Origin of the sequence: Filimonas effusa (assembly GCF_004118675.1) — a bacterium.
GTDB classification, from domain to species: domain Bacteria; phylum Bacteroidota; class Bacteroidia; order Chitinophagales; family Chitinophagaceae; genus Filimonas; species Filimonas effusa.
On the sequence record NZ_SDHZ01000004.1, the window covers coordinates 174,711 to 196,322 of the forward strand.

A 21,612-nucleotide genomic window follows, 5' to 3' on the forward strand; every position below is an offset into this window, starting at 1 on the left:
ATAGTTACATGAAAAAGTTATTACTGCTGATCATTATAGCAGGTATGGCTGCTGTTGCTCCATTGGAGAAAGCGCATGCGCAACTTGCTATTGCGGAAGTCATTAAAGCGGGTGTTAAAAAGGTGGTTAAAGCTGTTGATCTGAAAATTCAGCGCCTACAGAATGAAACGATCTGGTTACAGAATGCGCAAAAAGCGGTTGAGAATACCATGTCACAGTTGAAGTTGTCTGAAATTTCTGATTGGGTTGGCAGGCAGCGAACCTTATATGCCGATTACTTTCAGGAATTATATAAGGTGAAAAGCTTGATTACCTATTACCACCGTATTCGTGAAATTACTGGCATGCAGGTTAGCATTGTTCAGGAATATGGCAGAGCATGGAGTATCATTAAGCAGGATACACATTTTACCACTGACGAAATTACTTACATGGAAAAGGTGTACGGTGGCATTCTTGATGCTACGGTAAAGAATATCGATCAGCTTTCTCTTGTCATTAATTCCTTCACTACGCAAATGTCTGATGCAAAGCGTTTGGAAATGATTAATAACTGTGCATCAGAGGTGGAGCAGAACTATAGCGATCTAAAGCAGTTCAATTCGGACAATGCTATGGTTAGCATCAGGCGTGCCCGCGATTTACAGGATGCGATTACTCTTAAGAAGCTCTATGGACTGACTAATCCTTAAAACACATCTATGAAAAAGTGCTTATTCCTTATTACGCTTTTCGCTTCTGTGTCTGCTGCATTGCAAGCCCAAACGTTTGCTGAATGGTTTAAACAGAAAAAGACACAGACTAAATATTCACTGGCTCAGGTAGTTGCATTACAAGGGTATGCTGGTGTATTGCGGAAGGGTTATAACATAGCAAAGGACGGCTTAGGTATTATCAATTCCATCAAGTCGGGTGACTTCCGGCAGCATAGTGAATATTACAGTTCGCTGAGAAATGTAAGCCCTAAAGTAAAATCGGATGGAGCCTACATCACTACCGTAATGTTACAGTTGAGATTTATGGAGGTCTATAAACGCATCAAGTCCGATGCGTTGGGTAGTGAATGGCTAAGTGCTTCAGATAAATTTTACACGCAGAGGGTGCTAGATGGCGCTTTGTCTAAATGTTCTGAAAATGCGGAAATGCTTTCCAGTCTTTCTGCTGACGGTCAGTTGCAGTTGACAGATGATGAAAGGATGCAGAGGATTCATGCAGTTAAGGATGAAATGCAGGATTTATATGTTTTCATACAGCATTTTGCGGGCAATGTCCGTGTCCTGATGGCGAACCGGAAGACAGAGATTATGGAAAGCAGGAAGCTTCAAAAGCTCACCGGTGTCTCCCGGTAACACACTATTACTTAATCACATTAAAACATTATCATGAACAAAGGAAATATGATGACGGCTATTGTGGATGCCTGCACTTATATCAATGCTGCGTTGGCAAGAGTGGTAAGAAAATCCAAAGAGGCTGGAATGTTCACCGATGCAGAAAACAACTATATCATTTCTGTTTTTGGTGAAATGACTAAAGAGGGAAATCAATACATAGATAAAGTAAAAGAGTTGCTGGCACCTAAACAGCCGATTCCAGAAGATGAACTGCTGTCAACCTTAACCCGCATGTACACTATCATGCGTGGTTATTCCAATCGGGTTAAGAAGTTTGAAAAGGACTTCGATACCCTAATTAAAAAGCGAAGCAAACGCCTTACAGATATAGATGAGATTCAGAGGGTTTTCAAAACCAAACCATCCGTAACCGAAACGCTTACTTAAAAATATAGACATGCGAAAGATAGTATTATTTGTTTTGCTGTCTGTTTGCTTATCCAAAGCACAGGCGCAATCTTTTGAAGTGCAGCAGTTGATTCTGAACGTTGAAAAATTGGCGCAATTAAAACAGATTTTAACTGATCTGAAAGATGGGTATGAGATAGTGAGTAAAGGGTATAATGCTGTTCGTGATGTTTCTAAGGGAAATTTCGATTTGCACAGTGTTTTTCTGGATGGACTGATGCAGGTTAGCCCTACAGTTCGCAGGTACAGGAAGGTTGCTGAAATTACAGGTTTTCAGGTACGTATTGTAAAAGAGTATAAAACGGCTTACCGTGTTTTTTTACGCAGTAATCTTTTCAACTCTGCTGAAATCGGTTATTTGAATAAAGTGTATGATAACCTTTTCCAGAAGTCATTGAAGCACCTCGATGATCTTACTACAGTAATTACGGCAGGGCAGCTGCGTATGTCTGATGATGAACGGTTGCAGGCTATAGATGGCATCTATGATCAGATGCAGGATAAGCTAAGTTTTCTTAGGCATTTCAATAACAGTACTGGCATACTTGCCGTGCAGCGTTCAAAACAACAGAGCGAAGTAAGCCGTTTGCAGAAGCTGTTTGATGTTAAGAAATAAGGGCCGTCCATTTAGGTAACAAACAAAATCAGTTTATGAAAATGAGTGTTAGAATCATGCTTTGCATGATAGTAGGGATGAGTTTACCTTTTATCACCCATGCGCAGAGCGATGGTAGCTTGGCTGGAGATATTAAAAGTCTCCACACGGTTCTTGAAAAATTGCAGGATGAAATGTTGCCTATGTGCGAAAAGCTGATTGGCGTTGGCCGTGGAATCGGAGGCTTCGCAGCCCTGTGGTATATCGCTTCGCGGGTATGGCGGCACATTGCTAATGCAGAAAGCATAGACTTCTATCCGTTATTCCGTCCTTTTGTGGTGGGTGCTGCTATCGTAATGTTTCCTGCCGTCCTTAATATTATCGGTACAGTAATGAAGCCTACTGTGTCTGGAACAGCAGCTATGGTGAGCAATTCTGACAAGGCAATTGCTGATCTCTTAAAGCAAAAAGAAGAGGCTATCAAAAACTGTGACTTCTACGATATGTATGTAGGTGAAGATGGGCAGGGGGATATTGATAAGTGGTATAAATACACTCACCCGGAAGATACGGAGGGTAGTGCTGGTGATGGGATTTTTGCCAGCATTGGCAATGATGTAAGGTTTGCAATGGCTAAAGCATCTTATAATTTCCGCAATTCAATTAAAGCTTTTATGGCGGAAGTACTGCAACTTCTGTTTGCCGCGGCTTCGCTTTGTATAAATACTATGAGGACGTTTAATCTTGTTCTCCTTGCAATAATTGGCCCTTTAGTATTTGGGATAAGCATTTTCGATGGGTTTCAGCATACGCTGAAACAATGGTTAGCCCGCTATCTGAATGTGTTTCTCTGGCTACCTGTAGCCAATATTTTCGGCGCTGTGATAGGAAAGATTCAGGAGAACATGCTAAAGATTGATATATCACAGATAAATCAAACCGGAGATACTTTTTTCAGCAGGACAGATGCAGGTTATCTGATTTTCATGGTTATAGGTATCGTAGGATATTTTACTGTTCCCACTGTAGCAGGCCAGATTATCCACGTTGACGGCAGGGATAATTTCACAGGGAAGGTAACAGGTAATGCTGGTGGAAGTGTTTCAATGGCTTCGGGTGTTGCTGGTCTTAAATAGTTCTACCTGAACCGATCTGTATTTACGTAGAAAATGAGTAAGGCATGTTTGGATTCACCGTGCAAAGTGCCCCCTAATAATTAACTAAAGCTTACAGTCATGTTTACAAAATTCAAGCAGATAGACAGTGCTTTTAAAGCCGTGCGCTTATTTATGATGGTGGTAGTGGCTTGCTGCATTGCTTTGTGTGGTTTCGCGCTGTATAAAAGTTATGAACTGGCTGCCATTACGCAGAATAAGATATATGTATTGGCTAACGGAAAAATTCTGGAAGCGGTAGCCGGTGATAAAAAAGATAATGTTGCTGTAGAGGTGCGCGATCACGTTAAGACCTTCCATAGCTCCTTTTTTACACTTGACCCGGACGAACGGGTAATACAGGATAATATTACCAAAGCTCTGTATCTGGCTGACGGAACAGCGCGCAAGCAATATGATAATCTTCGTGAGAGTAATTATTATTCCAATCTTATATCTGCCAATATAAGCCAGCGCATAACAATTGATAGCGTGGACTTGAACCTCAATGTTTATCCGTATTACTTCCGGTGTTATGCAACTCAAAAGATTGTCCGTACTACCAGTGTGCTTTACCGCAATCTCGTAACCGAAGGGTATGCGAGGGATGTTAGCCGCTCTGATCATAACCCCCACGGTTTTCTGATTGAAAAGTGGAATACACTCGCAAATGTGGATGTGAAAATTGAAACAAGGTAAAATCATCGTTTTATGTTGAAATTATTCAAGCGCCGCAGTGCTGCACCACAGACTTCGGGTGCATGGGATAAGTTGAATGAAGCCATTCACAGACAGCAAAAGCGTTATTCCGATTTATTACAGTCAAAAACAGCTGGGTGGAGTAAGGGCAGATTGATCTTGTCGCTTGTTGCTTTCTGCTTTTTATTTGGAAGCAGTAGTATTTATGCTATCCTAAGTGCTTTTGATGAACCGACTTATTCAATAGAAGTGTCTACAATCACTGTGCCTACAACAGCTAATGCTTCTCCAGCCCACAAGCATGACCAGGTGCCGCCATCGATCACAAGGATGATAAAGTTTAAGAGGTATATGGACAGTCTTTCTTCCGCCCCCGGCGGCGTGCGCATTCATGACAGCTTAAATCAGGCAAGGCCGGGCTTACTGGATAGTGTAGAAGCTGCTATCCTTTTGTTTGAAACATCTAAAAAATAATCACAATGCAATCTCAGAATACCAAACAGGCTTTATCTGCCAAGACAGAACGCCAAAGGAAATTTTTGCTGTTCTTTCCACTATTTTCTTTTCCGCTGTTCACATTTGTTTTATGGTCACTCGGTGTCATTGTACCTGTTGATTCAACGGCCCAGACGGAACAAGCGCATAAAGGCATCAATATGACTTTGCCGGATGCCAGTATCAAAGATGAAAAGAATCTTACAAAGCTTAGTTTTTATGAACAGGCTGAAAGGGATTCTGCCAAATGGAAGGCACAGGCTAAAAATGACCCGTATTACAAGCTTCCTGATTCGGATTTATTGACTGATACTGCCGCTGGTCGTCCGTTTTCAACCGGCACCCATTTATCTTATGATCCTTCACCTTACGGACAACCCGGTTATAAGAATGATAAAGAAGCAAAGGTGTATGAAAAAATAGCGGCGCTTAATCGCCAATTAGAGCAGTCCGCAAGTGATTCTCAACCTACGGCTGTAAAAGCTTCGCCTTCGCCGGGTATGTCTGCCGGTGGCATGACTACTGCCGATGTTGACAGGCTCGAAGGCATGATGCGTTCGATGGCTGAGGGTAAAGAAGAAGACCCGGAATTGAAGCAGCTCAATGGAATGTTAGAATCCATTCTGGATATACAACACCCGGAGCGCGTACAGGAGAAGATCAGGAAGAACTCAGTTCGCAATAAGGAAAAGGTTTTTCCGGTTAACCGCCAGAAACAGCAGACAATTTCTTTATTGCAGTCTCCATCGACACCGCAGCTGCTCCCGGATACCCTTGTGAGGAAAGATAGTACTGCTCTGACGGTTAGCCCGCTGGCGCAGTCCAATGCTTTTTTCTCACTGGATGAGGATACGGATACCGGAGGTGATTTGCCAACTGCCATTGAGGCCGTTGTTCACGCTACCCAAACCATTGTGTCAGGTGCCACTATCAAATTACGTCTTACTACGGACGTATATATAAATGGACTGTTTATCCCTTCCGGAAGTTTTGTGTACGGTGCAGCAGCACTAAATGGTGAACGGCTTACAGTCAATATAAAATCTGTTGCATATAAAAATAATATCCTGCCTGTAGCGCTTTCGGTTTATGATATGGATGGTATGGAAGGTTTGTACATGCCGGGGGCTATAGCAAGGGATGTTATGAAACAGTCAACTGATCAGACTATTCAAGGCATCGGCCTCACTTCTTTAGACCCCTCTCTGGCCGCGCAGGCTACTTCTGCCGGAATTGGTGCTGCCAAAAGTCTGCTTAGTAAGAAGGTTAAGCTGGTTCGTGTAACAATCAAAGAAGGGTATAAGGTACTTCTTAGGGATAATAATGTTCAGTAATCTATTTATTCAAATATCAAATATCAAAGTATGAAAATGAAAACAGTTCGTTTGGGAGTTGTGATAGCTTTGCTATTCGGGGTGTTCTTTAATGATGTTGATGCACAGCTCAGTGGTCGTTTGCCTGTGTTCAATGAAATTCCCACATTGGATTTAGCGGTCGGTTATAGTAAAACTACAAATCTGGTTTTCCCTTATGAAATTAAGAGTGTTGACAGGGGTAGTAAAAGCCTGCTTGCGCAAAAGGCGAAGGGTGTAGAAAATGTATTACTGGTAAAGGCTGGTCAGGTTGACTTTGCAGAAACCAATCTGAGCGTTATTACTGGTGATGGGCGGCTCTACTCATTTCGTGTAGTCTATGCCGAAAATCCATCCTTACTTAACCTTTCATTCCAGCCTGATAGCGTGCCTGCTTTTGCCGCATGGCCAGAAAGAGTTCCTGCAAAAATAGATGGGGTGCTTGTAAATGATGACATTTTACATGCGGATGCGGATCATGCTAAACATGCAGCTACGTTTCTTAACAAGCGTACTAAGGAGAATAAGGTTGCTGCCGCATTACATAGCATCTATGTAAAGGATAAAGTAATGTGGTTTTCTTTGGAACTACAGAACTATTCATTGCTTGATTATGAGCCTGCATTTATCAGGTTCTTTCTGAAAGATAAAAAGAAAGCAAAGCGTACTGCTCAACAGGAAACAGAACTATATCCGGTATATCAGGAGAAAAGTTTGTCTGTTGCCGGTAACAAGTCGCTTACTACTACTATTGGCCTCCCTCAGTTTACTATACCGGCAGATCAGCAGTTGGTTATTCAAATTGGTGAGCATAATAACAGCCGATTATTGGAACTGACCATTAAAGGTGGCGTAATACTCAAAACAAGGCTGTTGAGGCCGTAGTGTTTACTGTAAAATTCTAGTTATGGACTTTGTGTTTGAAGAAACTGTGTTGATTGAAGTCTTTCTGGATGAACAGCGAACAGAAGGCAGGCACTGGGTTGCTTACGATGCGGCGCTGCCGCGGTTGGGGATGAATGATCTCTCCTGTTTTTCTGCTATATACGATGTAAAGCAATACTGTTTTGATAATTCAATTGGCGATGAACAGTTTGTTTACTGTACGATTGATAAGATGCTACAGACATTAGATAGCGCAGTAAACAAGGTTTCCAAAAAGAGTCGAAATCATTAAAAACTGTAGCTATGGAATTTGTGAAGAGTGATTTAAAACAGATAAAGGACTTTCTGGATAAGGAGCAGGTGAATGGCAACCAGTATGTAGTTTATTCCGGCGATGAACCGTTTCTTCGGCGTTGGGATATGGAATGTTTCAAAACCGAAGTTGCTGCAAGGGAGAACATACAGAAGCATGCACTTTACTTGGGTGAGTATGAATATAATTCTATCAGAAATGTGCAGTCGCAAGTCAATCTGGCGCTAAATAAACATGAGTTAACAGAACAGATCGGCCAAAGCAATATTGTAGAACGGTTTGATAATAACAGGGTGCCTTTGATTGTTGATGCTCTTCTTTATGATAATCCGGTATATGTTCATGTTCAGGATACTGTGGCCGTTCAGGATAAAGTCAGCCGGTATGATGTTGTTGCACATCCCGGCAGAACGGACAGGCAGGCTTCCCGGAATGACATAAAAGTAATTTCAACACATGGTAACTATGCAGATGCGGAAAGGGCTTTTGCTGGAAGTGTGCAGTTGGACAAACAGAAGTCAGAGGGCGAACGTAGCAATTATACGCTGATTGGCCGTTTTGAGGATGTTGAACCGAAAATGCTTGCAACCGGCCAGCCTGTTAACGGCACCGGTGTTACCATGAAGTTTGCCTACCAGTGCTATGATTCGGTAAAAAATCAGAAGGACTATGCGATTGCTACTGTTCATACTGAAAAGGATTTAGTACCGATTTATAAGCCCCGCTGGGTTACCGCCGAACCAGAAAGTAAAAAACTACAGTTCCACGAAAACAAGCCGGAGAAAGCAATGGACAGAGAGGGAAATACACTTTTCAGCAAAGAGGCTGACAAAACGCTTGTGCAACCCGGCGTTAACACCGGTAAAAAACGCGCTGATGAGTTAGAGCGGTGATTATCTAATTTTTAAAAGGGAGTGTTATGTATGTTACACAACTCACAGGCTTTTTCACAGCCATAGGTAGAGATGACAGGATTACCAGCATGCACATATCTGTATATATGGCGCTGTTTCAATTCTGGAATTTAAACAGCTTCCGTAATCCCGTGTATATCACACGCAGGGAGGTTATGCAGACTGCAAAGGTGCAGCGAAATTCCTATCATAAGTGCATGAAAGATTTACATGCTTTTGGATACATCCAGTATATACCTTCTTTTCATCCGATTTTAGGCAGTCAGGTGTATTTGCACAATTTGTTAACCACAAATAATACGTTATGCAATATTATCTCCTGATTGATAACGGTGAATATGTGATAATGAAGGTCAAGCCTGCGGACACTGACACGTTTCTGGCTTTGTACGGTAACAGATTGCTCATGCAGGCAAATAGCTTGTTTGAGTTGCTAGATATGTTTGAAGCTGATATAGTCCACAGTAATCGGTCACATTTGAATTAAGAGGTTTGCCGGAAAATGAAGCGGGCAATGCAGGAGTGCAACCCGCCAGCGATAAGGCAACAGGGTGGGATAATGAGGATAAGCCCCGCTATGGCGGGCCTTATCTCTCTTTTTCGCCCCGATTAACTAATCGAATTAAATATTTTACTTATGGGTTCTATTGATATAGTGACGAAACAGGATTTGGAACAGTTCAAAACTGATCTGTTAGCAGCGGTTAAAGTGCTGTTAGACGAAACAAGAAATGAGCCCCCACGGCGTTGGTTAAAAACCTATCAAGTGCGAGATATGTTGGGTGAAATTTCGGCAGGTACATTGCAAACTATGCGTAACAATGGGATGCTGCCATACTCACTTTTAACAGGTTTGGCATTGTATGAGTATGCAGATGTTACAAAATTAATGGATGAATTAAAGGTGCCTATAAAAAAAAGGGGATGACAACATTTAACTTAATAATGAACTAGCTGAAAAGTCTGTCCAAGTTGTTTGGACATGTTTAAGTCCATTTATTTTGGGTACGTCCGGATGAGATGTTATGAAAATCAGTATTTTGTGATTGCATAGCAAAATTTACCGATGGATAAACTCTTAGCAAAACTAGCCAATTCTCCAAAGCTTCTTGGAAGTATCCACGAATGTGAAGTTCAGGCAACTGAGGTACTAAAACATTACATTACAAATTTTCCTGAGTTCACGGATCATTCTATTGATCATTCAAAGAGTGTTCTTCGTTATGTCGAGTTTGTGCTTGGAGAAAATTTGAATCAACTTAATGTTGATGAAGCCTATATTCTGATAATGGCTGGATTTTTACATGATATTGGTATGTCCCCTACTAATAGAATGAAAGAGCAAATATTGGCCGGTGAAAAATTTAAAAAATACGGTAAAAGCTTTGAGGAATATTTAAGGGAATTTCATCACGAAATTTCATATGAATATATATCTACACATTGGGAAAACCTTAAGATTGTAAATCCAATTTACGCAGAAGCAATTGCTTTAGTGGGAATGGGCCATCGAGTTGTTAACTTGTTTGATTTTGCTAATTACAACCCAGAGTTTCCCGTTAAAAGCGGTAATGAGTATGTATGTTTACCTTATCTCGCGGGTGTTCTCCGACTAGCGGATGAATTGGATATAACCAATGATCGAACTCCAGACTTATTGTATGGGGGTTATTTTCCTACTAACAAAATCAGTCAAAAGGAATGGGATAAACATAAGGCGAATTATTTTGTAAATTTTGGCCAGAACACTATAAAAATCACAAGCGCTTGTTATAATAAGGATTTGTATTTTGCACTATTAAAGCAATATGGAAAAATCGAAGATGTAATAAAGTATCTTCAGAAACTAATTTTAGCAATTCCATTTAGAGATAGGTCGCTAAAAGTGGATTTTTATCGACTTGAGAAAGATGTGAAGGTACATGGATTTATTCCAAAGGAGATTGGTTTTACATTTGATATACAAAATACGATAGATACATTCGTTGGTCGTAATATTTATAATAGTTCTTTTGTAGCAATTAGGGAGTGTTTGCAGAATGCAATAGATTCTTGCCGTTTTAAAGCAAATAAAGAAACAATAAATTATCAGCCACTAATTAAGGTGGTTCTTCAAGATGGCACCTTAACTATTAGCGATAACGGCTTAGGCATGGATGATTTTATAGTAGAACACTATTTTGCTAAGCTTGCCAAAAGCTATTATCGCGAGGAAAGGGTGTCAAATAAATACGAAGCAATCGGTCAGTTCGGAATTGGTGTATTCTCATATTTTATGCTTTGTAATTACTTTGATGTTGAGTCAAAGCAGGAGGATAAGCAAACTATCAAATTTAGAGTAACAAAAGACGCAGGCTCTTATTTCCATTTCTATGATAGTGCTAACAGGAACTCTTCTGGAACGGATATTACGTTTCATTTGACAGATAATCTTGATTATGAATTTCTAATTGAAAAGGTACGGGAATACATTCGATATGTCGAAATTCCGATACACCTAATGTATAAAGATGATTTGTCTGTAGTTGAAAAAAAGGAAATGAATATTTCAATTCCAAAAATGCTAAGCCATGTTGATCGTTACCATTCAGGTGAACTTGCTGCGCTTCATGCTGTTGAGTTTGCTTATAGTGATTCAGAAGTTGATGGAAAAGTTGCCATTCTTTTCCAAAAGGACGGCGATGGTGTATTTTTGCCATTTGATAATTATGAAGTCTTAAAGACATATCAGTCATCCAAAGTAGAGGTTTCTCAAAAGGGAATTTTTGTCAAAAATTTTGATAACCGTGCTATGGACAATTGTATTGGTGTTTTGAACTTATTGAAGAAGAATGACATCAAACTTGGTCGTAGTGGTTTCAATGATCATGATTTTCTATTCAGAATCCTTGAACGTTTTTATGTGCCGATTCTTAATATGGTGTTTGATAATTGGAAATTATTAGATGCCAAAAGGAAGTGGGAATTGTCAAGGGAGCTTATGGGACATGTCTTTACTGATTCGCCTGTGCGCCCCTATATTAGAGAATTTTACGATCGACTGTACTATAGAGTATATCGAAATGAGCAATATGAATATCTTACAATTTCTGAAGTATTAGCCTTAGGTGAGTTTGCTTTAGTAAAAAGTAACTCAGGATTTGATAGACCACGCCAGAATATCATTGTTGAACTCGATCCTATCGCTCGAAATCTAAAGTTGCCACTTGTTTTCGATAGATGGGCCCCGCCGATGAAACTTTTATACAATTTATGCCAGTTTGAACGTTTTGATATTACTGTGCGATCTACTTCAAGGCATCTGTTTTTTTGTGTTAATTCAAATCAAAATGTTGAAGAATACAAGATAATTGATAGTAATAGAATGGAGTGCTTTGCCTTCGATGCACCTTATGTTTGCGGCTTTACTAACATTTCGATTGAGCGCCCTTTTAATACTGAGCATCGAATATTGAAGTATTATTTCCATAATTTGAATCTCATTAAATCCAACCCAAAGATTAACCGGCTTTATGATAAATTATTTTATGAAATTGGGCAGTTTATTTTTTCTACACATGCCTATCCCGGTGAAAAAGATCCAAAACAAGAGATTCAATATTTGCAGAATCTGCTACAAAAAATAAATGATTCAAGTGGTACAGATTTCTCATTAAAAAAAAGCGACTTCCCAATTTGGATACAATCTAATTTTGACTAAAAATTCTTATGTTTTGGCTATTATGATTTGTTGTCATTTCTGGAATAATGATTTTCAAAGGTTGCTTTCTGGATATGAGAGCAGGGAGCTAGTTTAAATGATTCTATTGTCGAAGGAGATAACGCCAACGCCTTAAATGGTGCCCATATACAAGGAGGTTCGGAAGCTGTTCAACCGATATAATAAAGTGCCTACCTCTCATAATGTAGGGGTAGGCTTTAAAATATTACCTACTCAGAAGCGATTTTTTTAAGTGCAGAAAGAGCGGCCTTATCTTTATACTCTGTTTTTGTTTTTCAAAAAGATGTTTTACGTTGTTTGGAATCGGGATTTTCTGACCAGTTACGTTTTCTATTGCTTCTGGAAACTTCACAGGATGGGCGGTTTCTAGGAAGAATCGCTTTTGAATGGCGTTGCTTTTTACCTGTTTATCCGTATTTTTGTCCTGTTCTTTGATCTCAAACTCTCGTGAGAAAGCGCGTGAGTGAATTTTATTATTGTCACTAAAAGGTTGATAACCACGATATTGCGGGGGCTGGTCGAATCCTGTCCTCCCGACTGACTTAAAAGCCATTACTCACCTGAAAAAGTTGGTAATGGCTTTTTTCTTTTTAAACCATTCTCTGAAACCCTTTGCTGGCCCCCAAGTTTTCAACTTGATCCCATTCCAGCTTTACGAAAATGTTTAGGGCTTTTTTAATGCGTGGTTTTTGACCGCCAGGAAAAGATATTTATACCAGTTTTATCAAATATTCAGATGCTTATCTTTCGTTACTATTTAGTAATACTGAAGATTATTTTTACCTTGTATCATCAATTAAATATATGGTACGCCCAGTCCTACTTTTATTCGCTATAATACTGGCAGGTTGCAGTTCTTCGAACATTGCCGTGCAGGATACGCCTATTCCCCGTGGTAAGACAATAGGGCTCGGTTACTTTAATATGCAGTTGGAAAAAAAGAAAAAACACAATACGGATACTGTATGTTACTGCATAGGGAAAACAATCCAGACAGCATTGATACCCTACCTTCAAAAAGCCCATTTTAAAGTAATAGACCTTCCCATTCCTGAAAAAGCAACCGACTTCCAGGCCGCAATGATCGCAGATTCCATGCATGTGGATTACCTGCTTACCGCAACCGGATTGGTAGATCTGGTAGGTAAGAGCAGTTTTGTGGATGCATTGTCTTTAAAAGCAGTAGACCTGAAATCGGGGGAAGTTGCATTTTCCGGGGCCTTTTCAGGTGTTGCTATACGCCCGGTGAAAGCTGCCGGAAAAATAGGGCAGGCAATAGTGGCTAAAATACAATAAGAAGCTTCGCATAGCAGACCTTTCATTGATACCAATCATACAAATAGAAACAAGGAAAAGAAGGAGTGCCCTACCAACAAAAAATTAAGTATTTAATTCCGTTGGTGCATATCCGAATTGCTTTTTAAATGCAAATGAGAAGTGTGAGAGATTTTCAAAACCTGTTTCAAGGTAAACATCTACGGGCCTTCTTTTATATTCCACAAGCTGGCGATGGGCAAGCTCCAGCCGTTTTTGTATCAGCCAGCGTTGCGGTGTGGTATGAAATACTTTACGAAAATCACGGTTGAATGTTGCCAGGCTGCGGCCCGTGAGATAACCGAATCTTTCCAACGGCATATTAAACATAAAGTTCTTTTCCATAAAGTCGGTCAGGTTAATCTTGCCTGGTTCTTCAAAATTGCCGAGGGAATTGAACAGCTCTTCGTCGATGAGCTTTAAGATGGAAATAGCTTCATCTGTCTTGGCTTCTGCAAGACTTTCGGGTAATTCGTTCTTTAGATCGAAATAGGGGACAAGTGAACTGAATAAACTATCAAGCAGCGGATGTTTTTCCATTTGCTTAATGCCCAATTTAGGCATCGTTGAAGAGGGTGTTTTGAGGTGGTGTTTTACAAAGTAGCCCTGCATGGCTTCGGGGGTTAAATAAATGGCCACAGAACTGTAAGGGCGCCCATCTTTCGCTGTCTTCAGCACCTTTGCCAGTTCATTTCTGGGAAAGAAAATGGTGTCGCCTGCACCAAGTACATAAGTGATACCGGGTAAGATGATCTTCATCTCACCCGATATCATTCTTATCAGTGTATTCTTTTGAACAATCAGCTCGTTGCTGTAATACGATTCCTCCGTGCAGGTGAGGAAAATATTGGCTTTTGCAACAGATCGTGTTGTATGCGATATCATACGCTAAAAATACAAATTAGTATTGGCCCGGCTGCATGTTTGAAAGCATAGGTAAGGCGGCTGGCTTAAATCCATTGATCTCTATGCCGCCATGCTGCATGATGGGGATCATGTCTTTATATTGCGACAAAAAAGTCTTCGGTGGCATAGAAAGCGCATCCAGTGAAGCGATCTCTTCAGGCGTTAAATGAATGGTTGTCGCAGCAATACTGGCTTCCAGCTGTTGCAGATCTCTTACACCGATAATGGTGGAGGAAACACCCGGCCTGTTGTTCACCCAGCTTAATGCAACTGCGGCTACATTGGTGTTGTGTAACTCTGCAATTCGTTGAAGTTCATCGATTATCTGCAGTTCTGCTTCTGTTGGTGTATTGCCGCCATTTCTTTCCTTCCATCTTCCATCGACGTTGCCGGCATTGGCACGTGTGTATTTACCTGACAGTAAACCATTCTTAAGCGGGCTCCACGGGGTGATACCCAGACCCAATTCTACAGCCATGGGTACCAGTTCCTCTTCAACGGTGCGCTGCAGTAAGGAATACTCGATCTGCAAGCCGATGAATGGCGTCCAGTCCTTAAAAAGGGCTGCGGTTTGTGCCTGGGCTACCTTCCAGGCCGGTGCATCGCTAACGCCAATATAACGGATCTTTCCACTTTTTACGGCATTGTCTAACGACCGCATGGTTTCTTCCATTGGTGTTGAAAAATCCCAGGAATGAATCCAGAACAGATCTATGTAATCTGTTTGTAGTCTTCGAAGGGAATGCTCCAGGTTCGTTATTAACGACTTGTTACCGGTGCCGGCTGTATTGGGATTGCCGGGAAATACATTGTTGGCGAATTTGGTGGCAATGACCATCTGTGTGCGGAGCGACGAATTTCGGCCTACTACATCGCCAATAATTCTTTCCGAATGATTGTTGGTGTAGATATTGGCGGTGTCGATAAAATTCCCTCCTTTTTCAATATAGGTATTGATGATTTTTGTGGATTCTTCTACGCTGGCGCCCCAGCCCCAGTCTTCGCCAAATGTCATGGCACCCAGGCATAGGGGACTTACCCGCAATCCTGATTTACCCAATGTTTTATATGATTGTAATGACATAGTTTGAATTATTAGTGAATTATAAAAAACTTGTTCTGGTTAGTGTTTCACTTAGCGACCAGAGCTTTGTCGCATTTTGGGCATCTACAGCATAAGGCATTACTCCAAATAGTTTTGTGATACCGTGTATTCTTTTCCGGGGATCGGAGCCGGTAAGGTCGGGCTCAGCTACTTCTGTATTTTCGCAATACACACCGCCTATTGCATTTAATTGTTGGCTGGTTGCACACCACACCGTTGTGGAAGCACCCTGGGCAATAGATTTTCTGCCTGTAGACGGGTCGTGTATCACCTTGCCTTCGGCATCGTATACTCCCATTTTCTTTAGATCTTCATCCGGTACGTAGCGTTTTAAATCGGTTTCTACAATAGCCCCGGGATGTAAGGAATAAGAGTGGACGCCATATGCTGCGCCTCTTTTATCCAGTTCTACGGAGAAGAGTATGTTGGCAGTCTTCGACTGGCCGTAGCCCAGCAAAGTATCGTATTCCCTATGCTCAAAATTGGGATCTTCAAAATGAACCGGGGAGAAATGATGCCCCCAGGAGGAAACATTGATAACCCTTGCTCCATTTGCTTTCTTTAATGCATCCCACAGTCTTGCTGTTAGTTGAAAATGACCAAGATGGTTGGTGGACAACTGCGATTCATAGCCGCGGCTGTCCCTTTGCAAAGGCACCCACATAATGCCGGCATTATTGATGAGCAAGTGCAGCGGACGACCCGAGGAGATGAATTTTTCAGCAAATGCATCTATGGAGTCGGGGTTCATCAGGTCAATTTCCTCCAACTCTATATTGCTGATACCGGCCAGATTCGTTTTTGCTTTTGCGGTATCTCTTGCAGGAACAATTACCGTTGCGCCTGCGGAGACGAACGTCTTCACTGTTTCCAAACCAATGCCGGCGTAACCGCCTGTAACAATAACTGTTTTCCCTGTTAAATCTATTCCTTCAATAACCTCTGTTGCGGTAGAAGCTGCGCTGAACCCTGAATTTACAGGCTTTTGTAATGCCCCGTTATAATTATTCAGTTCCATTTTATTTGTTTAATAGAACAAAATTAAAACGGAACGATACCGGCTTGTTTGTTTAAAATATCAAATTTGCTTTGTTGAGAATGTCAGTCGTTACGGTGCTTCTCCCCTTTGCCGGCGAGGCGACCAGAATATTACCGCACGTCATTGGTACAGGGCTTAGAAGCTACCGTGGCCGGCACTGCCACCCGCGATGTGGTTAGGGTTGCGGCAGGCAGTAGTTATCCATTGTTGCGATACAGGTAATTGCAGGTGTAGATCCGTAAGGCATTGCCTGTAAACATTACTATAAACATGAACAACGAAACATCCGGCGCTTTCTTTATTCGAATGATTTTAACCAGTTGTGGTAGTAATGAGGAGGCTGTGCAGATGCCTGCAACCAGGCCTAAAATATCAATGGATTCCATATTCATTCCCATTTTTATTTTTAAAGGTTGTCGTCATTCTGGTCGAAGTGATTATAAAATACTGTGACTTGCAATACATGGGCGATAGCAGGGAACAGTTTTTGCCTTTTGCATTTAAAAGTAGCCTTATGAATAACGGGACCTTACTGCAATTCTTTCATTGGTATATTACTCCGGAAGATGAACTATGGAAAAAATTAGCAAACGAAGCCTCAAGGCTTTCCGAAATGGGTATATCGGCGGTGTGGATGCCGCCGGCTTTTAAAGGAAGCAAGGGCAAGTATAGCGGAGGGTATGATGTGTATGATCTTTACGACCTGGGTGAGTTTGATCAAAAGGGGACCGTTGCAACCAAATTTGGAGCTAAAGAAGATTACTTAAATGCGATAGCTGCTGCGCATAAGCTTGGTATGCAGGTGTATGCAGATATCATCATTAATCATCTTTGTGGAGCGGATGCTACGGAACGGGTGCCGGTACGTAAAGTAAATCCGGAAAACCGGCTGGAGTTTATCTCCGATACATTCGATATAGAGGCGTATACCAAATTTACCTTTCCGGGAAGAAATCAATATTCCGATTTTAAATGGGACTTTCAATGTTTTAGCGGCGTGGATTGCGCGAAGGATCTGGATGAAAAAGGCATTTTCAGTATTCAGAATAACTATGGAGAAGGTTGGGAAGATGTTTCAAACCAGGAGCTGGGCAATTTTGATTTTCTTTTCGGTGCCGATATTGAATACCGGAATCCTGCTGTACAGGAGGAGGTCAAGCGCTGGGCCGCATGGTATTGGCAAACTGCACAGTTTAATGGTGTACGTCTCGATGCTGTAAAGCATGTTTCTCCCGGTTATTTAAAGGAATGGCTGCAGCATTTGCGAAGTGTTGCCGGCAAAGAACTGTTTGCGGTAGCGGAATTCTGGGCACCCGAACAGTTAGGAGATATGCTTCACTTTATCGACATTACGGAGAGGCAGATGTCGCTGTTCGATGCTCCTCTTAACCGTAATATGTATGAGGCTGGGAAGCAGGGTAAGGATTACGACCTGCAGACGATATTCAATGATACGTTGGTTGCAATACATCCCACCCTTTCGGTGACGCTGGTGGGAAATCATGATACACAACCGCTGCAATTGCTTGAAGCGCCGGTGGCAGACTGGTTTAAGCCGCTTGCATATGCGCTTATCCTGTTATGCGATAAAGGCTATCCATGCGTATTTTACCCTGATCTTTATGGAGCAAAATATAAAGGAAAGAATGATAAAGGAGAGGAGATTGAAATAGAATTAAAACCGGTAAAGGGACTGGAAGAACTGATCAGGGCGCGCAATCTGTTTGCGTATGGCATGCAGCGCAACTTTTTGGACTATCCTAACTGCATAGGCTGGACAAGGGAAGGTGATGAGGAACATGAACGATCTGGCTGCGCTGTATTGTTATCGAATGCCGATAAAGGACAAAAGCGTATGGAAGTGGGCAAACGGCATGCAGGAAAATACTTTTATGACATGCTTGGCAACAGCGAAGGCCGGATCTTGATAGCAGAGGATGGATGGGCTGAGTTTTATTGCCCGGCCGGAAGCCTTTCGTTATGGGTACGTGAATAAGAAGGTGTGTTGTTTATCAAATAAAAAGAGTCCGTTCCTGTGAGCGGACTCTTTTTATTTGAATGGCAGTGCTTTTATAGATCTTTATTTTACAAAAAGGCCTTCGCCGATCCCATTCTTGGTAGGATCACTCAAAGCTGTAGCCTTGCCATTCTTCCATAATTTAACAACGTCGATGTTTCCTTCCTTCTCATACCCGAGCACATAAACATCGCCGTCTTTTATAACTATGTAGCTGGCTTGTGCTTTGTTTGTGCCATCAGTAAGTGCTGTAGCAACGCCGTTTTTCCATACCATCGCCTTGCTATAGCGGCCAATTTCCTCAGATCCACAGGCATATACATCATTTCCGTTCACGAACAGGTCGGAAACAAACGCGTTGTTAGTACCGTCTGTGAGCGTGATAGGGCTTTGATTCTTCCATATTTTCGCAACCGTTTTATCGATGCTGTTGGCTTCAAATCCGCCAGCGTATACATCATTCCCGGAAACAAATACGGTTTCTGCTGAAGCATAAAAAGTGGCATCGGTGAGTGCCACTCCTTTACCGTTCTTCCATATTTTAGCTACGTTTTTTTGACCGTTGGGGGCAGTGGCTTCTCTGCCTGTCACGTACACATCGCTTCCTGCCACCATAATATCCGTGGCAGTTGCTAAATACTGGCCGTCGGAGATATTTGTAGCGACACCGTTTTTCCATACTTTGGCAACAACCGATTTGGTCTCTTTTTGGTATACCGACCCTGTTACATATACGTCTTTGTTTGCTACCCAAATGGCAGCTGAAGTCGCTTGGCTGATGGTCTTGGCAAGCGTATCTGCTTTCCCGTTTTTCCATAACAGTACAACACTGCTTCCGTCCGCAAAAGATTTGGAGCCGGAAGCATAAACATCATTGCCATCTACAAAGAAGCCCGATACTGAATAGCTGCTGATAAGATTGCTTACTGTGCCATCCTTCCATACCCTGCCAACGTAATCGTAACCTTGCGCAGTTGCGCTTTCATTGAAAGCTGCATACACTTTAAATGCCGGCTGTGTATCGGTGTCATCATCTTTACTGCACGACGTCAATAAACTGGCTACAATACATGTAGCTAAGAAAGTTCTTTTCATGTTGTTTTTATTAAATTATATGGTTTTAATTTGCCCTGCTTCGGTCAATGCATTTGCGTGTAGATTGGTGTTTCCTTTAAATTTAACAGGCAAACAAAATGTACCCGTCTGTTTGTATAAAGACATCTTATGGTGTTGGTATTTTCGGCAAAGCTCTTGAATGGCCTTGTTAATTTCGTTTACATTTGGCAAGATTTTCGGAATGCAGAAGCTGGCGAACCGCAGGTGCCCACTCTGGCGCTAAAACGCCTTTATGTATCTTTGCCATTCTTTTCGTATATATAAAGGATGAACGCACGATGAACAGCAGGAATGGAAGTGCCTGGGTAAACGGCCCGGGAGCAGTGATCGCGAAGTATGTATTGTTATCATTTTACGGCTACTTTACTATTGGGCTTACACTGGCTGTGCTGCCGGTTTTTATACATCAGCGGCTTGGATTTAATACAGTAGTTGCGGGAGGTGTAGTAAGCGTTCAGTATGTAATGACTTTTTTCATGCGCGCCTACGCCGGACATATTGTCGATAGCAGAGGGCCAAAGCCTGCCGTTATACTAAGTATGTTTTGTTTTATGGCGGCAGGTATATCGCTTTGCCTGGCGTTTATATGGGCAAGCTCTCCGGCATTGAGTCTGGCTTTATTGATCCTTTCAAGATTATTTACAGGGTGTGGAGAAGGTATGGTGGGAGCCAGTCCTGTCAACTGGGCAATACTGCATGCGGGAGAAGGGCATACAGCTATGGCCATTTCTTATAATGGTATTGCTACTTATAGCGCTATGGCAATAGCTGCACCGCTTGGGTTGTTGCTTGCCAATAACGTGGGGTATTGGAGCCTGGGTGTATTAACAATCATTACGGGCTTAATTGGCTGGTGGTCGGCCATCACAAAGACGGCGTTAAGAGGCGCCCGGGATGCGCCTAAGATCGCTTTTCTGAAGGTGCTGAGGCTGGTTACGCCCTATGGCGCGGGGCTTGCATTGGCAGGCATTGGTTTTGGCGCTATTTCTACTTTTATCACCTTATACTTCATTTACAGGAGCTGGGCTAATCCTGCGATCTGTATCACCGGGTTTAGTTTATTTTTTATACTGGGCAGGATCTTTTTCTCCCGGTCTATTTCAACATATGGGGGGCTTACTGTAGCTATTGTAAGCATGGTGGTAGAATGTATAGGACTATTGGTGTTGTGTGTTGCCGGAAGCCATCACCTGGCTATCGCCGGAGCTTCTATAACAGGTTTGGGCTTCTCTCTTATCTTTCCTGCTTTGGGTTACGAAGCTATCAGGAATGTATCGGCGTCGAATAAAGGGGCGGCACTTGGCGCCTATGGTTTGTTTATCGATATTTCTTTAGGTATAACTGGTCCGCTTGTTGGCTTTGTTGCCAGTCATTTTGGACTGAATTATATTTATCCTTTTAGCGCTTTTGTTGTGTTGGCTGGCCTGTTAATCTGTTACCTGATAAAAAGACCGGCGGTTGGCGGTTATACCGGGTAACGTTATCGTTTCAGCACTAACAATTTGTTAATACCCGCAAAACAGATAGCTGGAAACATCCGTTTATTTTTGACCTTGTTTAGCATGGAAAAGGCAAAATACGGATCTGCCGTTTTAACAGACGAAAGTTTACTGGACCTTGTCCGGTATGATGACGATCGTGAAGCTTTTGCTGCGCTGTATCATCGTTACTGGAAGCTGCTTATAAATATGGCTGGCAAACGGGTCCGATCCATGGCTATTGCCGAAGAGATTGTACAGGATGTATTTGTTGATCTTTATATTCGCCGAAAGACTATTTGCATTGAAACTTCCCTTGAAGCTTATCTTAAAACTGCAACAAAATACCAGGTATTTAAGGCTTATCGTGCGCAACAGGTTCACGAAACCTATATAAATAAGATCATCTCGGGCGCGCTTACACAGCCTGCAGAACCAGATACAATACTGGATGCAAGGAAGTTACGTGAAGAGATCTATAAGGTTGCAGAGAAAATGCCCGACACCTGCCGCCAGGTCTTCCTCCTGAGCCGGTTCGAACAATTGTCTAACCGCGATATCGCTGAAAGGCTTGATATCTCTGTGGCTATGGTACGAAAGCATATAACCAGGGCTATGAACCTGATGCGTTCAGAATTTAAAGAACACCAGGTTGATCTTCTCAACGTTGTCTTATTCGTTTATTTAGGTCATTCTATATGATCTTA

The 21,612-nt window shown here is 41.9% G+C and carries 23 protein-coding genes; 17 read left to right on the forward strand and 6 right to left on the reverse strand.

Annotation, left to right across the window (positions count from 1 at the left end):
* Positions 1-8 precede the first annotated feature (8 nt).
* From ESB13_RS20360 to ESB13_RS20425, 13 genes are all read left to right on the forward strand, one after another.
* Positions 9-692 (forward strand): conjugal transfer protein TraI, encoded by a 684-nt coding sequence (locus ESB13_RS20360; RefSeq protein WP_129005543.1) that lies wholly within the window; start codon positions 9-11, stop codon positions 690-692.
* A gap of 9 nt (positions 693-701) precedes the next feature.
* Positions 702-1,349, forward strand: coding sequence for a hypothetical protein (locus ESB13_RS20365; RefSeq protein ID WP_129005544.1), 648 nt, complete (start codon positions 702-704; stop codon positions 1,347-1,349).
* 33 nt (positions 1,350-1,382) lie between these two features.
* A complete protein-coding gene (locus ESB13_RS20370; protein WP_129005545.1) occupies positions 1,383-1,781 on the forward strand; it encodes a BAR domain-containing protein in 399 nt (132 codons plus the stop codon).
* Positions 1,782-1,791: 10 nt separating this feature from the next.
* A complete protein-coding gene (locus tag ESB13_RS20375; RefSeq protein ID WP_129005546.1) occupies positions 1,792-2,418 on the forward strand; it encodes a TerB family tellurite resistance protein in 627 nt (208 codons plus the stop codon).
* A 35-nt stretch (positions 2,419-2,453) separates the two neighbouring features.
* The gene (gene traJ, locus ESB13_RS20380) at positions 2,454-3,533 is read left to right on the forward strand and encodes a conjugative transposon protein TraJ (protein ID WP_129005547.1); all 1,080 of its coding nucleotides are present in this window, start codon (positions 2,454-2,456) and stop codon (positions 3,531-3,533) included.
* A gap of 99 nt (positions 3,534-3,632) precedes the next feature.
* The gene (gene traK, locus ESB13_RS20385; RefSeq protein ID WP_129005548.1) at positions 3,633-4,250 is read left to right on the forward strand and encodes a conjugative transposon protein TraK; all 618 of its coding nucleotides are present in this window, start codon (positions 3,633-3,635) and stop codon (positions 4,248-4,250) included.
* Positions 4,251-4,262: 12 nt separating this feature from the next.
* The gene (locus tag ESB13_RS20390) at positions 4,263-4,724 is read left to right on the forward strand and encodes a hypothetical protein (protein WP_129005549.1); all 462 of its coding nucleotides are present in this window, start codon (positions 4,263-4,265) and stop codon (positions 4,722-4,724) included.
* A 5-nt stretch (positions 4,725-4,729) separates the two neighbouring features.
* Positions 4,730-6,079: a conjugative transposon protein TraM gene (gene traM, locus ESB13_RS20395; RefSeq protein WP_129005550.1), complete on the forward strand. Its 1,350-nt coding sequence runs from the start codon at positions 4,730-4,732 to the stop codon at positions 6,077-6,079.
* Positions 6,080-6,109: 30 nt separating this feature from the next.
* A complete protein-coding gene (gene traN, locus ESB13_RS20400; protein WP_129005551.1) occupies positions 6,110-6,982 on the forward strand; it encodes a conjugative transposon protein TraN in 873 nt (290 codons plus the stop codon).
* A 22-nt stretch (positions 6,983-7,004) separates the two neighbouring features.
* Positions 7,005-7,274, forward strand: a complete 270-nt coding sequence (locus ESB13_RS20405; protein WP_129005552.1) for a hypothetical protein — start codon at positions 7,005-7,007, stop codon at positions 7,272-7,274.
* An 11-nt stretch (positions 7,275-7,285) separates the two neighbouring features.
* A complete protein-coding gene (locus ESB13_RS20410) occupies positions 7,286-8,188 on the forward strand; it encodes a hypothetical protein (protein WP_129005553.1) in 903 nt (300 codons plus the stop codon).
* Positions 8,189-8,846: 658 nt separating this feature from the next.
* Positions 8,847-9,137 carry a DNA-binding protein gene (locus ESB13_RS20420; RefSeq protein WP_129005555.1) on the forward strand — a complete coding sequence of 97 codons (291 nt, stop codon included), beginning with the start codon at positions 8,847-8,849 and terminating at the stop codon, positions 9,135-9,137.
* 138 nt (positions 9,138-9,275) lie between these two features.
* Entirely contained in the window at positions 9,276-11,909 is a 2,634-nt protein-coding gene (locus tag ESB13_RS20425; RefSeq protein ID WP_129005556.1) for an HD domain-containing protein, read from the forward strand.
* A gap of 226 nt (positions 11,910-12,135) precedes the next feature.
* Here ESB13_RS20425 and ESB13_RS20430 read toward each other — a convergent pair whose 3' ends face one another.
* Positions 12,136-12,483, reverse strand: a complete 348-nt coding sequence (locus tag ESB13_RS20430) for a hypothetical protein (RefSeq protein ID WP_129005557.1) — start codon at positions 12,481-12,483, stop codon at positions 12,136-12,138.
* A gap of 251 nt (positions 12,484-12,734) precedes the next feature.
* Between ESB13_RS20430 and ESB13_RS20435 the strand changes: the two genes are divergently transcribed.
* On the forward strand, positions 12,735-13,226 hold the full coding sequence (locus ESB13_RS20435) for a hypothetical protein (protein WP_129005558.1): 492 nt from the start codon (positions 12,735-12,737) through the stop codon (positions 13,224-13,226).
* A gap of 84 nt (positions 13,227-13,310) precedes the next feature.
* Here the strand turns inward: ESB13_RS20435 and ESB13_RS20440 are convergent, their stop codons facing one another.
* From ESB13_RS20440 to ESB13_RS20455, 4 genes are all read right to left on the reverse strand, one after another.
* Positions 13,311-14,129 (reverse strand): helix-turn-helix domain-containing protein, encoded by an 819-nt coding sequence (locus tag ESB13_RS20440; protein ID WP_129005559.1) that lies wholly within the window; start codon positions 14,127-14,129, stop codon positions 13,311-13,313.
* Positions 14,130-14,145: 16 nt separating this feature from the next.
* Entirely contained in the window at positions 14,146-15,234 is a 1,089-nt protein-coding gene (locus ESB13_RS20445) for an aldo/keto reductase (RefSeq protein ID WP_129005560.1), read from the reverse strand.
* A 19-nt stretch (positions 15,235-15,253) separates the two neighbouring features.
* Positions 15,254-16,273, reverse strand: a complete 1,020-nt coding sequence (locus tag ESB13_RS20450) for an SDR family NAD(P)-dependent oxidoreductase (RefSeq protein WP_129005561.1) — start codon at positions 16,271-16,273, stop codon at positions 15,254-15,256.
* 218 nt (positions 16,274-16,491) lie between these two features.
* Entirely contained in the window at positions 16,492-16,680 is a 189-nt protein-coding gene (locus ESB13_RS20455) for a SemiSWEET family sugar transporter (RefSeq protein WP_129005562.1), read from the reverse strand.
* A 128-nt stretch (positions 16,681-16,808) separates the two neighbouring features.
* Here ESB13_RS20455 and ESB13_RS20460 point away from each other — a divergent pair, with 128 nt between their 5' ends.
* Positions 16,809-18,290 (forward strand): alpha-amylase, encoded by a 1,482-nt coding sequence (locus ESB13_RS20460; protein ID WP_129005563.1) that lies wholly within the window; start codon positions 16,809-16,811, stop codon positions 18,288-18,290.
* Between the two features lie 84 nt (positions 18,291-18,374).
* Here the strand turns inward: ESB13_RS20460 and ESB13_RS20465 are convergent, their stop codons facing one another.
* A complete protein-coding gene (locus ESB13_RS20465) occupies positions 18,375-19,406 on the reverse strand; it encodes a hypothetical protein (RefSeq protein ID WP_129005564.1) in 1,032 nt (343 codons plus the stop codon).
* A 185-nt stretch (positions 19,407-19,591) separates the two neighbouring features.
* Here ESB13_RS20465 and ESB13_RS20470 point away from each other — a divergent pair, with 185 nt between their 5' ends.
* Complete coding sequence (locus tag ESB13_RS20470) at positions 19,592-20,905, forward strand: MFS transporter (RefSeq protein WP_220399731.1); 1,314 nt, start codon at positions 19,592-19,594, stop codon at positions 20,903-20,905.
* A gap of 84 nt (positions 20,906-20,989) precedes the next feature.
* Positions 20,990-21,607 carry an RNA polymerase sigma-70 factor gene (locus tag ESB13_RS20475; protein WP_129005565.1) on the forward strand — a complete coding sequence of 206 codons (618 nt, stop codon included), beginning with the start codon at positions 20,990-20,992 and terminating at the stop codon, positions 21,605-21,607.
* Positions 21,608-21,612: the final 5 nt, after the last annotated feature.